General features: G+C 32.7%; 8 protein-coding genes. 5 read left to right on the forward strand and 3 right to left on the reverse strand.

All coding sequences use genetic code 11. The features are described 5' to 3' along the window. Nucleotides 1–62 precede the first annotated feature (62 nt). Complete coding sequence (locus Q0873_RS12020; protein WP_299107524.1) at nucleotides 63–923, forward strand: DUF3667 domain-containing protein; 861 nt, start codon at nucleotides 63–65, stop codon at nucleotides 921–923. Nucleotides 924–1,125: 202 nt separating this feature from the next. Then, a complete protein-coding gene (locus Q0873_RS12025; protein WP_299107526.1) occupies nucleotides 1,126–4,236 on the forward strand; it encodes a glycosyl hydrolase in 3,111 nt (1,036 codons plus the stop codon). A gap of 9 nt (nucleotides 4,237–4,245) precedes the next feature. Here Q0873_RS12025 and aat read toward each other — a convergent pair whose 3' ends face one another. Both aat and Q0873_RS12035 read right to left on the reverse strand, forming a co-directional pair. Continuing rightward, nucleotides 4,246–4,887 (reverse strand): leucyl/phenylalanyl-tRNA--protein transferase, encoded by a 642-nt coding sequence (aat, locus tag Q0873_RS12030; RefSeq protein WP_299107528.1) that lies wholly within the window; start codon nucleotides 4,885–4,887, stop codon nucleotides 4,246–4,248. Further along, entirely contained in the window at nucleotides 4,888–6,267 is a 1,380-nt protein-coding gene (locus Q0873_RS12035; protein ID WP_299107530.1) for a TIGR00366 family protein, read from the reverse strand. Between the two features lie 197 nt (nucleotides 6,268–6,464). Between Q0873_RS12035 and Q0873_RS12040 the strand changes: the two genes are divergently transcribed. The 3 genes from Q0873_RS12040 (at nucleotide 6,465) to Q0873_RS12050 (ending at nucleotide 8,963) form a co-directional block, all read left to right on the forward strand. Further along, nucleotides 6,465–8,027, forward strand: a complete 1,563-nt coding sequence (locus Q0873_RS12040) for an FAD-dependent protein (protein ID WP_299107531.1) — start codon at nucleotides 6,465–6,467, stop codon at nucleotides 8,025–8,027. A 63-nt stretch (nucleotides 8,028–8,090) separates the two neighbouring features. Beyond that, nucleotides 8,091–8,717 carry a VTT domain-containing protein gene (locus Q0873_RS12045; RefSeq protein WP_299107533.1) on the forward strand — a complete coding sequence of 209 codons (627 nt, stop codon included), beginning with the start codon at nucleotides 8,091–8,093 and terminating at the stop codon, nucleotides 8,715–8,717. 9 nt (nucleotides 8,718–8,726) lie between these two features. Then, entirely contained in the window at nucleotides 8,727–8,963 is a 237-nt protein-coding gene (locus Q0873_RS12050) for a DUF1456 family protein (RefSeq protein WP_299107535.1), read from the forward strand. Nucleotides 8,964–9,208: 245 nt separating this feature from the next. Here the strand turns inward: Q0873_RS12050 and Q0873_RS12055 are convergent, their stop codons facing one another. Beyond that, nucleotides 9,209–17,974, reverse strand: coding sequence for a LamG-like jellyroll fold domain-containing protein (locus Q0873_RS12055; RefSeq protein WP_299107537.1), 8,766 nt, complete (start codon nucleotides 17,972–17,974; stop codon nucleotides 9,209–9,211). Between the last annotated feature and the right edge of the window lie 13 nt (nucleotides 17,975–17,987).

The raw sequence follows: 17,987 nt of genomic DNA on the forward strand, positions 1-17,987 counted from the left end.
TTATAACACGAGCTTTTTATTTAAAAATGAAATGCTCATATTTGTAACATAAACTATGAGCCATGAACTGTAAAAATTGTAATGAAGTACTTGAAGACGAAGCATTGTTTTGTGACCATTGTGGTGCAAAAGTTATCAAAAACAGAATAAGCCTACGTTTTTTATTAGGGGAATTGTTTGCTTCAATGGGATTTGAAAGCATTTATTTCCTTACTTTAAAAAAGATGTTTACAGCTCCTCATGAGGTTATTCAAGAATATTTAGGAGGGGTAAGAAAACGCTACATAAACCCTTTTGCCTATTTAGCGGTTGGAGCTGCAGTTTCGTTAATTGTTTTTAACTATTTCTCGGACGATTATTTAAGAATACAAGAATCTTTCAATAAGGAACAAATAGCAGAAGCAAAAGAATTAATAAGTAAAGATTTAACCACTATAAAAGGACTTACAGAAAAAGAGTTAGAAAAACTAAAAATAAAGCAAAGTACTGCCAAAATTCAAATAAGTTTTCTAGAGAAATGGTCTACATTTTTATTAAAATACTTCAATATTTCAACATTTCTCTTCCTTCCTTTTTATGCACTTATAAGTAAACTTACTTATAACAAACGTTTAAATTATGGGGAGCATATTGTAGCAAATGCCTATTTGCAAGGAACTACAATGTACACCATGGTTATCTGTTTTTTATTAAGCATTTTCGTGCATCCACAGATCTTTATGTTAAGTATGCTTATTGTTATTCTATATTACCTGTATGCATATGGTAAACTCTATAAACTTAATTTTACGCAATCTGTTGTCAAATTTTTGAAGTTCATACCTGTACTACTTTTAGTTATAGTTCCTTTAATGATTATTGGAATGATCGTAGCTGTTTTTGTTTTGGTAAAAAACAATCCAGAATTATTTCAACAAGCCTAAGAATCGTTTTATAGACCTCTATAAACTTTAACTAAAATAGTCTTCGTTTTTTACTTGTTTGAGATGTGCAAAAGAGATTAAAAAATTTGAACTTTTTTTTCTTTTTTGTTAAACTTGCTAAGAATGGTTTTGATAGTTTTTAAAAATTAGAAAAAGGTTAATTTTAATTCTTATTTTTAAAGCTAACAAACTACTAACCCTCATGAAAAAACTTCTTTTATCAACTATATGCTTGTTTCTAATAGCAAACATTGATGTTGTTGCTCAAAAAACTTCAAACACCATTTCAAAGGAATATTTTAGTGCAGTTAAGTGGAGAAATATTGGTCCTTTCAGAGGAGGGCGAAGTGCTACTGTAACTGGTGTTTCAGAAAAGGCAAACCTGTTTTATATGGGAACTACGGGCGGTGGAGTATGGAAAACTAATGATGCTGGTAATACTTGGGAGAATATTTCTGATGGCTTTTTTGGAGGTTCTGTAGGAGCTGTTGCTGTTTCAGAATCTGACAACAATGTGATCTATGTTGGTATGGGAGAAAAAACCGTTCGCGGTAATGTTTCTTCGGGTGATGGTATTTGGAAATCTGAAAATGCCGGTAAAACTTGGCGTCATGTTGGATTAAAAAATTCAAGACATATTCCAAGAGTTAGAATTCATCCTAAAAATCCAGATATTGTTTATGCGGGTGTTTTAGGTGATTTATACAAATCTACACAAGAACGTGGAGTTTATAAATCTACCGATGGAGGAGAAACTTGGCGAAAGGTATTGTTTTCAAATGCAGATGCTGGAGTAGTAGATTTAATCATAGATCCTAACAACCCTAGAATTTTATATGCTACTACCTGGAATGTTCGAAGAACTCCTTATAGTTTATCTTCGGGAGGCGAAGGTTCTGCGCTATGGAAAAGTACAGATGAAGGAGAAACGTGGACAAATATTTCTACGAACAAAGGATTGCCAAAAGGTATTTGGGGAATTTCTGGAGTGACTGTTTCTCCAGTAAATTCTGATATCGTATATGCCTTAATTGAAAATAAAAAAGGAGGGGTATATAAATCTTTAGATGCTGGTAAGACTTGGAAATTGATTAATTCTGAAAGAAAATTACGTCAACGTGCTTGGTATTATACCCGTTTATATGCCGACACTCAAGATGAAAATATTTTATATGTTTTAAATGTGCGTTACCATCGTTCTACCGACGGAGGAAAAACATATAAAACCTATAACGCCCCTCATGGAGATCATCATGATTTATGGATTGATCCTAATGATAATCAACGTATGATTATTGGAGACGATGGAGGCGCTCAAATTTCTTTTGATGCAGGTGAAAATTGGAGTACCTATTTAAATCAACCTACTTCTCAATTTTACAGAGTTACCACCGATAATCATTTTCCATATCGAATTTATGCAGCGCAACAAGACAATTCAACCATTAGAATTTCACACAGAACTTCTGGTCGCTTTATTACCGATTCTAATTGGGAATCTACAGCAGGAGGAGAAAGCGCTCATATTGCGGTAGACCCTTTAAACAATGATATTGTTTATGGAGGAAGTTATGGCGGTTTATTAACTCGAAAAAATCATAAAACCAACGAAACACGAGCTATTAATGTTTGGCCTGATGATCCTATGGGACATGGAGCAGAAGATTTCAAATACCGTTTTCAATGGAATTTCCCTATCTTCTTTTCACCAAATAATAAGAAACGATTATACGCAGCTTCTAATCATTTGCATGTTACAGAAAATGAAGGACAGTCATGGAAAGTCATAAGTCCAGATTTAACAAGAAATGATCCTAAAACCTTAGGTCCATCTGGAGGTCCGATTACAAAAGACAATACAGGAGTTGAATACTACGGTACTATTTTCGCAGCTACGGAATCTCAATTAGAACCAGGCTTAATTTGGACAGGTTCTGATGATGGCTTGATACATATTAGTAAGAACAATGGCGATACTTGGGAGAATGTTACTCCTAAAAAAATGCCAGAATGGATGATGATTAATTGTATTGAAGTTCATCCGTTTGATAAAGGAAGTGCTTATATTGTAGGAACCAAATATAAAACAGGAGAATACAAACCTTATATCTATAAAACAGAAAACTATGGTAAATCATGGAAGTTAATTACTAATGGAATTGCTTCTGAAGATTTTACGAGAGCACTGCGTGCAGACCCAAAACGTAAAGGGTTATTATATACAGGGACAGAAAGAGGAATGTATGTTTCTTTTGATGATGGAAATAACTGGCAATCATTTCAACAAAATTTACCCATTGTACCTATTACAGATTTAGCTATAAAAGACGATAACTTAATTGCTGCTACCCAAGGTCGTTCACTTTGGATTATCGATGACTTAACACCATTACATCAATTAAGTAACTCTTTAACAAAGGAAAACATTGTTCTTTACAAACCTAAAGATGCTTGCAATTTATCGGGAGGAAAGGGTAAAACATCCAAAAGATATGGAACCAATCATGCTGGTGGTGTAGCTGTAAACTATTTTATCAAAAATATAGCAGAAAATGACACCATCAATCTTTCAATTTTTGATGCTAACAAAAAATTCATCAAAAAGTACACTAACAAACCTGATAAAAAGAAGAAAAAAGAAGGAAAACTAAAAGTAACAGACGGAAACAATATTTTTTATTGGGATATGATGTATCCTGGAGCTGAAAAAGTAAAAGGAATGATTTTGTGGTGGGCTTCATTAAACGGTCCGATAGCTTTACCAGGAACTTATCATGTTGAATTAGATGTGAACGGTGTAAAAAAATCTCAAGAGTTTATTATTCTTAGAAATCCTATGTCTGAAGCTACTGAAGCAGATATGAAGGCTCAGTTCGATTTTATTAATGATATCAATTCTAAAATGACCGAGATTCATAGGGCTCTTAAAAATGTAAAGAAAGTACGAACTAAAGTTACTTCTTTAAAGAAATCTATCAAAGACAAAAAGAAGTATAAAGACTTAATAGACTTTGCTGATAAATTGGTAAAAAATATGACTACTATAGAAGAAACTTTATACCAAACAAAGAGTAAGAGTAATCAAGATCCTTTAAACTTTCCGATTCGATTGAATAATAAACTAGCACATTTAAATTCGCTAACTAGAATAGGAAACTATGCTCCTACTCAACAAGCTATTGATTTTAAAAATGAAATTACTCAATTAATAGATATTGAACTTACTAAACTTAACGCACTTTTTAATAACGAAGTTAAAGAGTTAAATAAGAAAGTAAAAAATAGTGATATTGATTTGATTCAATTAGATTAACAGGAGCTTTTATAAAAATCCTAAAAACTCTTTTCTAGAGACTTCACGAGCACCTAAGCTAGCTAGGTGCTCGTTGTATACTTGACAATCAATAAGTTTGTAATTGCAGTTTTGCGCTAAATGTATGAATGCTACTTTACTCATATTGCTAGCTCTACTAAACATACTTTCGCCACAAAAAACACCATTTCCTAAATCCACTCCATATAAACCACCTACCAATACATTTTCTTTTAAATGCTCATCAAATTGCCAAACTTCTATAGACTTAGCAAATCCAACCTCATGCAATTTTAAGTAGGCCTTTTCCATATCATCTGTAATCCACGTTCCATATTGATCATTCCTATCAATATGTTTGCAATTAAAAATAACTTCAGCAAATGCTTTGTTTTCCGTAATTGTAAAATTCTTCTTTCGAAGTACTTGCTTCATGGATTTTGATACCTTTATTTGATCTGGAAACAACACCATACGTTCCCAAGGAGCATACCATACAATAGGTTCTCCTTCATTAAACCAAGGAAAAACTCCACTTTTATATGCTAAAATTAAACGAGCTATAGATAAATCACCTCCCAAGGCTAAAACACCATCTTCGGTTGCCAATTCCAACGGAGGAAATACTAATTCTTTACTTAACCAAATCATCTATAAAACTACTAATCCTAATAAATATACTGCACTCCCTACAACCATTGCTATTAATGTATAAGGTAAAATTTCTTTTGCTTTTAATTTTGTTATTCCTAATAAAGGCAATGCCCAAAAAGGCTGTAACATATTTGTTATTTGATCTCCATATGCTAAAGCCATTATTGCTTTGGGCAACGGTACACCCAATTGCAAAGCACTTTCAACAACAATAGGCCCTTGTACTACCCATTGTCCTCCTCCACTTGGCACAAAAATGTTTACTAATCCTGCACTAAAAAAAGTAAATATTGGTAACGTAGTAGCTGTAGAAATTGACACAAAAAAGTTAGAAATCAAAGTAACCATTCCTGTACTTTTCATAATCCCCATAATACCAAAATACAGAGGAAACTGAATTAAAATTCCAGAAACATCACTTATAGATTCTCCTACTGCATTTGTAAATTTCTTAAAACTTCCATGCAGTATAATTCCTAATCCTAGCATAAAGAAATTAATAAGATTAGGTGTTATTTTTAATTCTTGAATATCTTCCCAATAGCGATAACCAAAAGCTATCAATATAATCATACCGAATAAAATTGCCAATACCTTTGAACTATCTAGCTTTTCGGCCTTGGTAACAGCTTCTTCTTCAGAATTCATTTTATATTCTGGTAAGTTTATTTCTGTAGGAGTTGCTTTCTTTCCTAAGAAATAGAAAGTAAAAGACACCGCAATAAGTACCAATAAAAAAATCAACAAATTCCACCAACTAAATACCGTTTCAGAATAGTCGATTACCTCTGGAATTTGTGCCAAGACTCCTTCCGAAGAAATAGATTGCATGATACTTTTAATATGACCGCTTTCGTTTATTTTAATAGGTGCCGATCCAGAGATTCCTCCATGCCAAACCATTAATCCTACATATCCAGCAGCTCCAATAATTGGGTAATTTAATTTTATCCCTTTCTTTTGTGCATGTTCTGCCACTTTTCTGGCCAACAAGGCTCCAAATATTAAACCTAATCCCCAATTAAAAAAAGCAACAATCATAGTTGTACAACTTACAATTGCCGCACTAGTTGCCGTATTAGTGCAGTACTTTGTTACTTTTAAAATTAAACTACTCACTGGTTTACTCAAAACCAACACATGCCCCAACACCAATATTAGCATCATTTGATAAGCAAAAACTAATAAACCATTAGACCAAATTCCATTTTCCCAAAACTTTAGAATATCTAATGTATAGTTAGGTATGGAAGTATCTATTGGTTTTGTAAATAATAATGCAAGTAATAGTGTAGTTAACGTTAGTAAGATAGCAATGGTAAAAGGTGATGGTAAGTATTTTTTGAATACATTTTCTATAACCTGAGTAATTTTCATTTATTTAAAATTTAAACAGCTACCTAATTTAGATTGTATAATGCTATATAAAAAACATTACTTTTTACACTTAATCTATCATTGAGGGCTTATAAAACTAAGTTTGATTTGCTAAAATAATCAAAACCTATTTAAGTTATTCGCTGATATTTTAAATCTGGCATCATCAATCAATTGATTTTACCTAGTTTTGCACCATGGTTAAAGAAATTCAGGTACGAGTAAATTTAGTTGAACAGAGAATTGAAGATATTTTAAAAAAGAAAGCTGCTAGAAGCTTAAAAATAGCCTCAAAAAACATTACTGCTGTTAAAGTGTTACGAAAATCAATTGATGCTCGTAAAAAAGAAACTATTTTTAATTATAAAATTGCCGTTTATATAAACGAACCTCTTCCTCAAACTCCTGATTATATTTTCGACTATAAAGATGTTTCGAATGCTAAAGAAGTACACATCATTGGTTTCGGACCAGCAGGAATGTATGCTGCATTGCGTTGTATCGAATTAGGTTATAAACCTATTGTTTTAGAACGAGGAAAAAATGTACAAGATAGACGTAGAGATTTACGAGCAATTAACCAATTTCATACCGTAAATGAAGATTCGAATTATTGCTTTGGAGAAGGTGGTGCAGGAACATATTCTGATGGAAAACTCTATACTAGAAGCTTAAAGCGTGGAGATGTTCGCAGAATCTTTGAAAACCTAGTTTATCATGGTGCAACTGAACAAATTTTAATTGATGCGCATCCTCATATTGGAACAAACAAACTTCCTAAGATTATTCAAAATATTAGAGAAACAATTTTAAAATATGGCGGTGAAGTTCATTTTGAAAAACGTGTTTCAGATTTTGTTGTTACCAATAACAAATTAAAAGCTATCATTTTAAAAGATGGTACCGAAATGGCTGTAAATGCAGTGATTTTGGCTACTGGACATTCTGCTAGAGACATTTTTGAATTATTAGATAGAAAAGACATTCTAATTAAAGCAAAATCATTTGCAATGGGAGTTCGTGTTGAACATCCTCAAGAATTAATAGATCAAATTCAATATAGTTGCCCAGGTGAGCGAGATGAATTATTACCAGCTGCGGCTTATAGCTTAGTACATCAGGTAAACAATCGTGGTGTCTATTCTTTTTGTATGTGTCCAGGAGGATTTATTGTTCCGGCTGCTACAGCAAATGATGAAGTAGTTGTGAATGGAATGTCACCATCTCGAAGAAACAATAAGTTTGCAAATTCTGGAATTGTAGTTGAAATTAATGTAGAAAAGGATTTACCAAAATATGAGCAATTTGGTGAGTTAAAAGCATTACAATTTCAGAAAGACTTAGAAAAACTTGCTTTTAATGCTGGTGGAAGAAGCCAAGTAGCTCCTGCCCAGCGTTTAACCGATTTTGTGGAAGGGCGTTTGTCTAACTCTTTAAATGACACCTCTTACCAACCTGGATTAAACTCCTCTCCTCTACACTCTTTACTTCCAAAAATTATAGGTGGAAGGTTACGAAAAGGGTTTGCTGCATTTGGAAAAAAAATGCATGGTTATTATACGAATGAGGCAAATATTGTTGGAGTTGAATCTCGAACGTCGTCTCCTGTGAGTATTCCCCGTAAAGAAGATTTAGAACATCCTCAAATAGAAGGACTATATCCTTGTGGTGAAGGTGGTGGCTATGCAGGTGGAATTATTTCTGCCGCTATGGATGGTGAGCGATGTGCAGAAGCAGTAATTGCAAAATATACTTCGTAATTTCTTGGGTTATACTCATGTTAAGTGGTATTTTTGCAGTCTCTAAAATTTGATGTCAAAATCATGACCAAGAAAAAAAAGAAAAAAGGAAACAAAAAACCACATGTAAAGCGTTTGCATAATTATTATCAGCGAACAGGGTTTTATATGTTTATATGGGAAAGTTTAAAAAAGGCTTTTTTACCCATAGTGATTGCTGTAGTAGGTCTGTTATTATTCAACAAATACGTTTATAATATTGGAGAAGGTTTAGAGGCTATGACACAAACTTTTTCTAGAACAGGAGTATTAATTACCTTCTTTATTTCAGAAACCATACTTGGATTAATTCCACCAGAGATTTTTATTGGTTGGTCTAAAAAAACAGCAGATCCTGTTTTAAACTTAGCCATCTTAGCTACCTTATCATATTTAGGAGGATTAACCGCTTACTTTTTAGGAAGAGCTTCACTTAAAATAGATTCAGTAAGAAATTATTTAGAAGTAAAAATGGCTAAAAATTTAAAAAACACCAGTAAATGGGGAGGTTTTTTAATTTTAGTTGGAGCTTTATTACCATTACCTTTTGCTATAAGCTGTTTAACAGCGGGGATGATTAAATATCCTTTTAAAAATGTTGTAATTGTTGGATTATTCCGTTTTGTGCGTTTTGCTTTATACGCATGGGCGATTTTTTCTGCACTTAATTAAAAAACACATATGGGACTTACAAACAACGATATATTTAAAAAACTTAGAGTAGCTCACAAATTAAGAGATACAGACATCATTGAAATTTGTGCTTTAGTTGACTTTAAAGTTTCTAAATCTGAAATAAATGCAATTTTTAGAAACGAAAACCACCCTAAGTATATGGTATGTGGTGATCAATTTCTACGTAATTTTTTAAATGGCTTAATTATTCATTTAAGAGGTCCGATGCCGGAGAAAAAATAAGAACAATATATACTTTAATAAATAAATCCGCATAAGTCTAACCTATGCGGATTATTTTTTCCCCTTAAATTCCTCTCCCATTGCTGGGCGATGATGACACAAACATACAACCTCTTTTTAGTTTACAAAATGGGATTTCCGCAATTTAAAATGTAGTTTTCCGCAAAAGGTCATATTTATCAGATTTTCAACCAAATAAAAGAGGGAGATTGTTTCTACAATCTCCCTTTATTAATTGATTTATTTTATTTGATTATTAATTTACGTTTTAGTCTTTTTCCATTGACTCTTAACTCGTACATGTATACTCCGGTTTGAAGTTTAGTTCCTCTAATTTCTCCATTCCACTGTATTTCATGTTTTGTATTTGCTTTTACTTTTCCTGAAACAAATGTATGTAACTTCTGTCCAAGTAAGTTATATAAGCTCAAGTTTACATGCGCCTCGTTCGAAATACTAAAACTAATTTTGGTATATCCATCTACAGGATTCGGTCTATTTTGAGATAGCGATAGACCATAATCTATACTAGATTCACTTTCTTTAGCTTTTAATCTAAAACTATAAGGAAGTTTCATATCACCTAATACTTGGTTCGCTTCAAACTGCTCAACATTACCTAACTCTGCAATTTCAATTCCGTTATATAATTTAAACCTAATATTTTCAACTGGTGTATTACCTCCTACTCCAATATAGTAGTGATATGCTCCATTAATAAATTCCGCTTTAGAAACTCCTCTTAACTCATTATTTACAAAAGCTAAAATGGTTTGTGCTTCATCAGAAGCAACATTTTCATCATCAATAACACCATTGATGTACATAAAATTAGCGTATTTATTAACGTCAATTGTTAAATCTAAATCTTTATATGAAGGAGTTTCTTCTAGCTCACTTGTAGTAATTGACTCATTTTTTATTGAGTTGTCTAAAACAAATGATCTTGCTCTTTCATTCTTAACAATTCCTGAATAGTTAATTACTCCTGGGGTTTGCGATTTAAAAATGTACCCTAATCCTGGAGTTAAATGTGTTAAACTACCACGCCATCCATTGGCTGTTGAATACTCAGCAAATAAACCTCTTCTTTCAATTCTATCTCCTTCACTTACTTTTGTTGAGGTAAATGATCGTAATGCATAACCTGTACGTTGTAAATCATTCGGATAAAAAGGAATAGCGTTCGTTATTTTTCCTCCTTTAATCGTAATATTGGTATTTATATCAACCGGAGTACCACTTACTTCTAAATATGTTATCTGATCATGTGAAGCAGCGCAATTAATTAGGTACGCTCTATTTATATCTATAGTCTTTAGTGTACCTGTAAATACTCCATTACCACCTAAAGACGCACTTTTTGTAGGGTCTAAAATATCCACTATTTGCGAATTTTCAGGTAATTTTTTAATGGCATTTAAAGATAATGTGCTTGTACTTGCATTATCTCTTAGGTTAAAACTTAACTCTTGATACCCTGCTACTATTGGAATTCTTTGAGTTACCTTAGTACCTACCGTAAATTTAATAGGGGCAAAACTAGTTCCTACATTTGAATTAATGCTTAAACTATAGTTTTCCTTAATTCCTTCATATTCGGTACAAGCTGAAGCATCCCAAACTCTAAAAGTTAAGGCGGAAGTTTCTCCAATATTACCCCATACAGTTAAATCTACCAATCCATTGGCATCCGCTTTTGCATATCCTCTTAATTCGTTTCCTACATAGGCTTTAACAACATCATTGACATCAAATGATTTTTGACTGTTTATCAGTATATTACCCTTCATATTCATATTGAAAGGATACTTTGTTGCGAAATCTTGAGAAACTACAGGTTCAGGACAGTTTACAGTTACTTCAACTCTAAAACTTTCTACTCCCAGTTTTTTACCAGTATCTTTATTACTTGTTTTAATATAAATATTTGCACTGTGAACACCAGGATTTAAGAAGCTTTTCACCTCAAATTCTAAGTTACTGTTGGTTTCAGTTGCTTTAATAATATTTACAGCATCTTTTGCTGGGTTAGCTCCTGATTTAACTTCAAACCATACAGGTAAATTTTCAAAAGTATAAGCTACATCTACACCTCCATCTTTATTTATCAAATCTACATAATTTATTAGTGTAGAGTTTCCTTGATTCTGTGTTATAGAGATATTGTTATGGCTCCATTTTAACTTACTTCTATCAATAATAAAACTCCAAGAAGTCTTGTCAACCTTGTTTCCTAACGGATCTTCTAACTTTTTATCTTTTACAAAAACTGTTAATCGCGCCCCTTCAACAAACTCTCTATCTTCAATTTTCATATTGAAATTGATAATGGTATTATTTTCAGACATAGTTGTTGTGAACTGTACATCTTCAACAGTTTTAGTTTGATCTAAAGGTGCAGCTTCTTCATTGGTAACAAAAGTGATACTAGTTGCTGTTGTTCCTGAAGCGTTACCTGTAAAATCCTGAATAGCTTCATCAGGCTGTCCATTGATTCCTTCCTTGGCTAAAGTATTGTTATTAAAAACAAAATAGGCTTCTAAAGTATCTTCATTACCCAATAATTGGCTTTTCATATTACTTACCAATTGTGCAGGTGTTCTTAAAGATCTCCATAAACGTATTTCATCTAAAGAACCAACAAAAGCATCATTATTTGCTACTGGAGCTATTACAAGAGGATCTTCATTTGTTTTTAATATTGTTGATATATTTCCAGAGCCAACAGGTTTTCCATTAAAATAAATGGTCACTTTTCCATTTACTTTATCAGCAATAACGGCTACATGTGTCCATGTAAATGGTTGCAGTCCTACAGACGATTTTATACCGTTTCCTAAATCTATTTTACCGTCCGATGCTAGTAAAACAGCATAATTATTTCCTTTTTGCAAGATCGGAACACTACCTGCAGTTGGGTATTTTGCTGGGTTTACCCACATTTCAATTGTTGCCTTTTCTTCTAAATTGAATTTACTATTATGCGGTATGGTAATCTTATCTTGAACATTATCCAACTTCACTGATGTTAGTGGCTTTGGTATACCTCCTAAAACACCTCGCATTGCCAACGAATTCAGGTTAACAGTAGCTGGATTAATTGGAGCAGAAAACTTAGCAGAAATGGTTCCTGAGGTGAAAATCCCTCCATTGTCTGGTGTTGTTAAGACCAATTGAGGAGCTTGTCTTGCTATTTTTCCTTTTACAAATGGAGTTGGGTTTTTACGGTTATTAGGATTATCAGATCCTCCATCTCCACAAACAGGTACAATTCTAAAATTGTATTCTCCATTGGTTAATCCAGAAACATCTGCACTATACTCTACAAAACCTGTTTTTTCATTTAAACTTGCTTTTAGCGCTTTTAAATCTAGTTTCTTTAAGACTTTTGGCATATTATTACCTTTGATAGTATATTCTAAATCAATTGAAAAATCATTGATAGGAAACTTATCATCTTTTTTAACTAAGCCTGGAACTTTAAATTTAAAATCTAGCTTTTTTTGATCAGAACCATTTACTACCCAATCGTTTTGAGGTGCATCTGCCGTAATAGTTTCAATACAAGCCCCTGTAAAATGAGCGGTTACTAGTATTTCTGAAAGCGGTTTAACACCTACTTCATTGTATTCATCTACACCATAAGAACGGTATCTATCTCCATCTTGTTCACATTCTGAATACATTTGAATTTTAATATTCTCATATGAAATGACAGAAGGAGCATCTGTTCCTCTAGCAATACGCAATTGTGCTTTGATTTCTTGTTTCACACCCGTTGGTGATTTTGGATCTAAGTCAAATACAAATTTTGAAGATGTTGTTGGTTCAAAAATTGGTGACTCATTTAAATTCACCACAGCACCTAGAGGATTCGAAGCTCCAGACATACCTACAATATAAGTTTTTCTTGTAGCGTCTTTTGCTATTTGTGTGTTACGAAGTGTTAAATTAAATAATACAGATTCATCACCAGTGCCATAACCTACTACTTTGTCTACAATTAACTCAACTCCTTCTCTAGGTACAGTTCCTGATTCGAATGGACACGAACTTCTACCTCCATTGGTTAAAAACATTGGTGTATCATATTGTTTGTCTCTTCTAATAGAAACATCAAATTGATCACCAGCATCATCATCTTTAAATGTAAAACTATCAACTCTATTGTTTCCTTTATCAGTAGAACTCACTTGACTATTAAAATTATGAATCCTACTCTGATTAGATAAACTTAATCCGACACCAAAAGCTGTAAAGTCTTTAGAAAAACTAACTCCTACATAAGGAGCTTCTGTAAACGAATTTCCAGAGTTTTTACTTTTCTCTCTTGATAAAGTATAACTAATCTCTGTTAACCCATCAAAGGTAATTCTTCTATCTAAAGTAGCTGGATTAATTCCAACTCCACTTTGCCCTTGATCATTATCATTTGTTAGTTTTTTTGTAGTGCTACTAAAATCAGGAGCCGTATTAAAAGCAGCTGCTTGTAATTTTTTATGATTATCATCTATAATCTTACTCCAAGTAGTAATCTGATGCAAATAATTAACAATATCTTTATCTTCTTTGTCTTTTGGATTTTTTGCCAATAGCTTATCCAATGTTCCTTTTAAATCTAAATGATCTCTATCATCTGGCGCTGTTTCAATATTGTTATTCTTATCTGATTTTGCAATTGCCAATCTGTATAAATTAGGAATCACGTTATCAACCAAACTTTGTTTGGTAAATACAAAAGGTGTTAACGACGTAGGTTTGGCTACTTTATCAGAATTTTTGACTACAGGAGTACAACCATTCATTTCAAGTACTTTTCCTGTTCCAAAAGAAATCACCTTAGACATTCCTATAAAAACATCTGCATCTTCACCAACAAAAGTAGGGTCCGACGGAGTAGAGATTGCTTTATCTAAAGTAATCGTTTCTAAACTACCACTATGTCTTACATAATCAAAGTTTACCCCAATTAAACCTTCTGTATCACTACTTGTTTGTAATACTGGATTTACAAAACCAGCCACTGTTCCAACTCCTAATGGAGCAGCAATAACTCCCGTTAGTACTTGTTTTTTTACTCGTAATTTCGCTCCTATAGAGTTATCTACTTCCAAACCTCCTCCATTTTCTGCTGAAGAAGAATAGGAATACGTTGCTCCTTTTGCTAAGGTTGCAAAACTGTTATCACCCGGAGGATCATGTAGTACAAAACCTACTTGAGGGTCTATCAATGTAAAATCTGAATTTCCTTGACGCGCTCCCGTAATGATTGCTTTTCTGCTAATTGAAACTGTTCTACCGTTATGTTTAGCTGATATTAAAAAATTTCTTGTATGATCTCCTAAGAAATTTGGTGATGAAACTTGAGTAAAAAACTCCACTACTCCTTGACTTAAACTATTCTCTGACAAATTACTATCAGATAAAATAGCATCACCTCCTAAAGTAACTTCTGCACCTTCAACCGGGCATTTCTTAGCTCCATAACGTTCAAAAACCTTAACGTCCATTTTAAAACCATCATGAGATTTAAAAGTATAGCTTCCATCACAAGTACTATTGATTTGATTCCCTACATAATCTCTCATATTATTTACATCTCTAACTCCAGTCATATCGAACTTAAACAATTTAATTTCTAGTTCAATATCATTTCTAAATTCAAAATCAAAAACTACATTTTTACGTCTTAAATCTATAATTGGGCTATTCAATACTCTATTAGTATCTGTATTGGTAATTTCAACACGATATTGTCCAGGTAATAAATCATTCACTGTAAAAACAGTTGCATCATTATTAAAGTTAGCGGCATTGATTGATTTTTCAAATTTAGGAAACTCAATATCTGTTCGTATAATTTTTCCTGTCCATGCTCCCACATTATTGTTACATGGAACCACTATATTTCCAATAAAACTTCGTCTCGTAGTATTTTCAAAATTTACATTTTGTAGGGGTTCTTCAACAACCAGGTCATAACTATTACCTTTAGGATCAAAATCTACATTAGTTGCCTTATACGAATACTCTACCTCTCTTATGTACTGTTTACGTATTGTATTATCGAAATTACAACCTTCATTAAGCTGTATGTAATTATTTTGCACTTTAGAGATATTAGCAATATTGATTGCTTTTCTACCATTTTTTTGATCAAAACTATAAGACAATGCTAATTTTGATATACTCTCAGCAATATATTTTCCTTCTCTTAGCTTTTTAACATCTTCATCTGTTAAAGCAGTACTTCTGTACTCTAATAAATCTACATGTGATTTAGCATAATTGATAAACTTATTATTTACATTTTCGGAACCAATTATTAACTTACTATCTATAGTTAAATCACTTATTGCTGTGCTCTTTTTCCTATTATTAACATAAAGAGTCATCGTTCCACTATCTTTATTGTAACTTATTCCAAAAAACACAAATTGAGTTTGTTCTGTAATTGATGTTGCTTCCGATAGTTTTTCTTGAGTTCCTAAAAATACTTTAAGCGTAGTATTGTTTATTAATTTTAAACTTAAATCTCCCCATTGTAAAATAGTTTGGGTTGTTGGAATAACATCTGTATTCTTCTTTTTAAGATAAGGCTTAACAAACCCAGACCACATAAAACTTTCGTTATTACTATCAACCGTTTGATTGGATTCTCCATATCCTGTTTTCCCATCAAAACCTAAGCTTCCTTCATTTAAACGTTCTTCATTAGTTAAAGTCAGTTTCTTATTAGGAGTGATAATATGTTTTCCAGGAGCTACTTTAATTGCATAAGTTCCTGTATTATCTGTAGTAACCTTGGTATCTTCTGCACTCTGAATTACTGAACCATCTACTGTTAAAGACGTTCCTTTTGTTACAGGGTACAATTCATTTCCTACTTTATAAGAAATAACACCTGTAATCGGTAAACTTGATACATCTGTAAAATTTACATTTTTTACTTCTGCTCCATTTAATCTCCTAGGTACTCCTGCTTGTTTCGTTTTTGGCAAAAACTCAAATCGAGGTTTCGAAGGTTCAATGGTATATTCAAACTTATTATCATTATTAGTTATTCCCTGAACTCCTGTACTTAAGGATGTAAATTCATAATTACCCGTTTCATTAGTATAAGTAGCATAACTTATTGTAGGCTGCTCATTTGCTGCTAAATGTTTTAAAACTCCCTTGCTTTCTCCAGTATATTGCCCTCTTCTACTAGAAGAAAAATTATAAGTCTTATGAGCATCATTAAAATCAAATCGGTAATAGGCAAATAAATTAGTTTCATTACCTCCTACAATATGCCTTGCATAATTTGCTATTTCTACTGGTGTTTTTGCTACATTCCAAAAACGCACCTCATCTAAATAATAACCCGTTTTGGTAGCTGCACTTAAGCAAAAAGCATTGGTTCCACTTAAATCAATGGTAAATAAATTAGATGTACTGGCGTTTGATAATAATTTTCCATCTTCGAACAACATTCCTCCTTTTTCTCCAAAAGTAAAGGCATAATGATGCCATTTCGTATCAGAGGTTCTTGTTCCTTTTATATATTCTTTACCAGCCTGCTTTACAACAATAGTATTCTTAGCCATTTCTAATTCGGCATTCCCTATCTTTAGAATTGTATTAGTTTCTGCACCTATCACCGGTGTTTTATACCAAAATTCAAAAGTGGCTCCCTTGGTCGCTTTTCTAAAGGCTTCTATATTTCTAATAAAAATAGGGGCTGCATCTTTTTCTATATGCAAAGCTCCTCCTGGGTTTACCATTGCTTTTGCTTCTATTTTTGCAAACTTCGTTGCTACACGTGAAGATGTTTCAATGATTCCGCTTACCTTACCATTGGGTAATACAAAACCATCATCTTTACCTACTAAGGCATCTCCTCCTTGTTTTTTTGCTTGAATCGTATACTCATATAATTCATTTGGTAAGACTTCTCTATCAATATATACTATTTCCTCTGAAGGTTGTTTGCTGCTTACATTGCGCTCTGTATGGATTACTGTACTGATTGTTCCTTCGCGAATATTTCTTCTTAGTACTTGATATTCATCCATATCTTTTGCATGTAACCAACTTACAACAACCCCATTCGCACCAGACAATAAGGTATGACTACTACCATCTCCATCACTTGCCTTCACTATAATTTTATCAAGACTTAAAATAGGATGTTTGAGTTTTGAGTTAACCGTTGCTATTCCAGTATTTTTATATGCACTTACAAAAGAGGCTTGTTTTACCAAATTATCATTTGGAAAATGTTCATATAATAAATTCTTCCAGGAAGTGGTTATCATCACTTTTCCTCCAAAAGCATCTTCATTAGAAACTATATCGTTTGTATACAATGTCTGTAATCCATTGTTTTTCAACTCCGACAACCTATTCTTACTCTCTTGATAAAAACTACGGTATTGCTCTAATTGAATTTGTTCTTTACTCTTTTTTGCTGACCAAGCCCTGTATTCCGCTAAAAACAAGTCTGTTTTTGCATCACTTATCAAATACAAATCTTCAATATCAAAATTAGAGTTTTGTATAAATAATTTTTCTTGACCATCTATGTACCCTCTCACTTCATTGGCATTTCCATCAAAGGTAATTGCAAAATGATGCCAGCTATTTTTAAACAACTGTTCGTTTAACAATAAACTGCTTTTTGTTTCTTTATCTCCTATTGATAAAGACACTTCATTTGAAGAAACATCTAAAGAAAATTTGGTGTTTCCACCTTCAAAGTTAGTCACACTCCAATTCACTGGAGCACTGCTTGTACTTCCTGCTGTATTGTGCTTAGCCCAAAACTCAACCGTTGCCTGTTGATTACTCCCTGCTTGCAATAACTTTTTTAAATTGGTTTGTGGCGTAAATATTCGTTCATATTTCCCATGACTTTGTACATGCAATACTGATAACTTATTCTGTGCTTGCAGCAGTACAAAAGGGCTCCATAAAGCTATCAGTGCTATCACTAATAACTTATACTTATGTGTAATTATATTCATTTGCTTGTTTTAA

The sequence above is a fragment of the uncultured Tenacibaculum sp. genome, from assembly GCF_947498805.1.
Classification (GTDB): domain Bacteria; phylum Bacteroidota; class Bacteroidia; order Flavobacteriales; family Flavobacteriaceae; genus Polaribacter.

What these genes read in the sequence shown, in the direction of transcription:
- Q0873_RS12045 (WP_299107533.1), top strand. Translation starts at nt 8,091, where the DNA reads ATGACCAAGAAAAAAAAGAAAAAAGGAAACAAAAAACCACATGTAAAG.
- Q0873_RS12020 (WP_299107524.1), top strand. Translation starts at nt 63, where the DNA reads ATGAACTGTAAAAATTGTAATGAAGTACTTGAAGACGAAGCATTGTTT.
- aat (WP_299107528.1), bottom strand. Translation starts at nt 4,887, where the DNA reads ATGATTTGGTTAAGTAAAGAATTAGTATTTCCTCCGTTGGAATTGGCA.
- Q0873_RS12050 (WP_299107535.1), top strand. Translation starts at nt 8,727, where the DNA reads ATGGGACTTACAAACAACGATATATTTAAAAAACTTAGAGTAGCTCAC.
- Q0873_RS12055 (WP_299107537.1), bottom strand. Translation starts at nt 17,974, where the DNA reads ATGAATATAATTACACATAAGTATAAGTTATTAGTGATAGCACTGATA.
- Q0873_RS12025 (WP_299107526.1), top strand. Translation starts at nt 1,126, where the DNA reads ATGAAAAAACTTCTTTTATCAACTATATGCTTGTTTCTAATAGCAAAC.
- Q0873_RS12040 (WP_299107531.1), top strand. Translation starts at nt 6,465, where the DNA reads ATGGTTAAAGAAATTCAGGTACGAGTAAATTTAGTTGAACAGAGAATT.
- Q0873_RS12035 (WP_299107530.1), bottom strand. Translation starts at nt 6,267, where the DNA reads ATGAAAATTACTCAGGTTATAGAAAATGTATTCAAAAAATACTTACCA.